Here is a 2,662-nt window from a genome sequence, read left to right as displayed (position 1 = left end):
TCTCAGGGCATTGCGTCTCTCAGGGCATTGCGTTTCTCAGGGCATTGCGTTTCTCAGGGCAGTTGGTCGCTGATGTCGGTGCCCGACAGCGTCGTGATGACGCGCCGACCCCCCACCGTCCACTCGATGACCGGTGAGACCATCCGGTCGACGCGGTGGATGGTGAACGAGACGTCCTGCTCGTCGGCCTGGTAGCGCTGCGGCAACTGGACGGCCAGCTTGGCCAGTACCGCCGCATCCACGACGGACGCGGGGAAGCGCAGCCCCGTCGCGCTGGCCTTGCGGCTGGAGGTCCAGGCCGGCACCTTCGCCTGGCGCGTGGTGCGCACCACCACGCCCGCCTCGCTGCCGGGTGCGTCGGACCACAGTCCCTCGTTCGGGGACCAGCCAATCGCCAACACCCGGTCGTCGCCCGCGGCGTCCCGGATGGCCTCGGTGAAGCCTGCCGTCGTGGTGAAGTCCAGACGGTTGATCGCCGTGCCATCGCGACGGAAGAAGACCGGCATGGACTCCGGACGGGTGGTCACGGTCATCAGCACCTGGCCCGCGTTGTAGTCGACGATCTGCAACTCCTGGTTCGACGAACTGCCCGAGATCTGCGCGGCGGCGCGGAACAGCGAGCCCAGGTCATCCAGTGCGAAGTCGGCGGGGGTGAAGCTGGCCTGCTCCACGTACTCAATGTCGCTGTCGGTCGGCGTGACCACGCCGTCCTCCCACTGCCACGCAACGACCTTGCCGTCCTTGACCGCACTGAGCGACGCGGTGGTGGCGCTCAGGTCCACCTTGATGATGGGCAGCGTCCCTGCCTGTTGGGCCAGCTTCGCCACCACTGCCTGGGCCCGCCCTGGGCGGGTCAGGTCCGAGTTGCCGGACGCGCTGGCTGCGGGCTGCACGGTCGACGGGCTGGCACTGCTGCTCGGCGACTGGGCAACTCCGCTGGCAGTACACGAGGACGTGAGCAACACCACTGCGCCGCACAGACCGGCCACCAACCGCACCGCGCTGGAACTGGGGTTTGTGCTCACCCGATGAGCCTATCCCTGCGGGGCTTTCGGACCGATCCGCGCTGTGGTGCGATGGGTAGGTGATCGACCTGTCCCGTTCGCCACTGGAGGTGGCGCCACTGCTGCTGGGGGCCGTGTTGCGCCACGGCGAGGTGGCCTTGGAACTCACCGAGGTCGAGGCCTATCTGGGCCCGGACGACCCGGCTTCGCATGCCTTTCGCGGCCCCACCGCTCGCACACAGGTGATGTTCGGGCCACCGGGGCACCTCTACGTCTACCTCTCCTATGGCGTGCACCTGGCCGCCAACCTCGTGTGTGCGCCCGATGGCACCGCTGGCGCCGTCCTGCTGCGCAGCGGACGGGTCGTCGACGGCGCCGTGGTGGCTCGGAGACGACGCGAGGGTGCTCGGCGTCCCGGGTCGGCGCCGGTCCCCGACGTCGAACTGGCCCGCGGTCCGGGCAACCTGGGGCGAGCACTGGGGCTCGTCATCGAGGACAGCGGAGCGGTCGTGGGGCAGTCGCCGCACGGTCCGAGGGAGCCCGGCTTCGCGCTCGCGGACGGTCGTTCGGGACAGGTCGAGCTGGCCTGCGGACCCCGTGTCGGGGTCAGTCTCGCGCACGAGGTCGACTGGCGTTTCTGGATCCCTGCAGAGCCCTCCGTGTCGCGCTACGCTCGGAGTCCCCGGGCGCCACGAGGGTGACCCGGGGCGCTTGCGCGCGAGCCGCATTTCTCCTTGTGGGCTTTGGTTTCGGTGACATTGGTCACCCGTCTCTCGTTTCCCTTCCCAGCCCCTGCCAGCCGGGCTAGAGTCGTTCCAACACCGGCCCTGCCGGGCCGGTGGCAGCAGAACACCGAGCACGAATCGAGGCTGGAAAATGTCAGAGCAGACAAGCGAGGCCACCGACACCCTCAGCGAGCTGGTGGTGGGCAAGGTCGTCGACCATCCCGTGAAGAGCGTCTGGGATGCCTTGCTCACCGACGACGGCAGCGCCGCCCTGTTGGGCCCCGGTGGCCGCCTCACCGAGAAGGGCGCCAACTGGCAGGCCGAGGACGGCACCCACGGCGTGACCCGCAGCTACCACCCCATGGAGCAGATCAGGTTCACCTTCCACCGAACCGACGAGGGTCCTGGCTCCCTGGTCGAGGTCGGCCTGCGTCCCGAGGGCGCCGACCGCACCAGCATCGAGATCAAGCACACCAAGCTCCCCGAGGGAGCCGACCGTGCGTGGCTGCAGCAGCACTGGGAGACGGCGCTGGAGCGCATCGACGCCGACGCCCTCTGACCATCACCTACCCACGTGGGGCACGCCAGCAGGCGTGCCCCACGGGCATGTCCGAGCACCTTGGCAGCACTCCCAGAGCGCGCACACCCGACACACAGCAAACTCATGGGTTCGCTTTCTACCGTCGTGGAAGACGACATCGAAAGGCACCCACCATGAGCACCGAGTCCCACTTCTCGCAGGTCAGCCGCCGCGCCTTCCTGGGCGGGGTTTCGCTGGCGGCCCTCACCGCTCTGGCCGCCTGCGCCACCGGCTCCGACGACACCACGTCCAGCAGCACGACCACCTCGGAGGCGACCGAGACCGCCACCAGCGCGGCCACCGAGACCGCCTCGGCCAGCGAGACCACGTCCGCCGCCGAGACGACCTCGGCG

4 protein-coding genes are annotated in these 2,662 nt (G+C 69.2%); 3 read left to right on the top strand and 1 reads right to left on the bottom strand.

Features of this window, described 5'->3' with window-relative positions; translation table 11 throughout:
• Positions 1-53 precede the first annotated feature (53 nt).
• Positions 54-1,025: a hypothetical protein gene (locus tag ABD089_RS00125; RefSeq protein ID WP_343884117.1), complete on the bottom strand. Its 972-nt coding sequence runs from the start codon at positions 1,023-1,025 to the stop codon at positions 54-56.
• Positions 1,026-1,084: 59 nt separating this feature from the next.
• Here ABD089_RS00125 and ABD089_RS00120 point away from each other — a divergent pair, with 59 nt between their 5' ends.
• The 3 genes from ABD089_RS00120 to ABD089_RS00110 form a co-directional block, all read left to right on the top strand.
• On the top strand, positions 1,085-1,705 hold the full coding sequence (locus tag ABD089_RS00120; RefSeq protein ID WP_343884116.1) for a DNA-3-methyladenine glycosylase: 621 nt from the start codon (positions 1,085-1,087) through the stop codon (positions 1,703-1,705).
• A gap of 175 nt (positions 1,706-1,880) precedes the next feature.
• Positions 1,881-2,288, top strand: a complete 408-nt coding sequence (locus ABD089_RS00115) for an SRPBCC family protein (protein ID WP_343884115.1) — start codon at positions 1,881-1,883, stop codon at positions 2,286-2,288.
• Positions 2,289-2,443: 155 nt separating this feature from the next.
• The coding region (locus ABD089_RS00110; RefSeq protein ID WP_343884114.1) for a twin-arginine translocation signal domain-containing protein at positions 2,444-2,662 on the top strand (219 nt) is incomplete at its 3' end.

Origin of the sequence: Luteococcus sanguinis, assembly GCF_039527675.1 — a bacterium.
In the GTDB taxonomy this organism is placed as follows: domain Bacteria; phylum Actinomycetota; class Actinomycetes; order Propionibacteriales; family Propionibacteriaceae; genus Luteococcus; species Luteococcus sanguinis.
This window is presented reverse-complemented; position numbering and strand designations above follow the sequence as displayed.

Excerpts from the sequence above, each read along its gene's own strand:
- ABD089_RS00115 (WP_343884115.1), top strand. The coding sequence starts at position 1,881 with ATGTCAGAGCAGACAAGCGAGGCCACCGACACCCTCAGCGAGCTGGTG.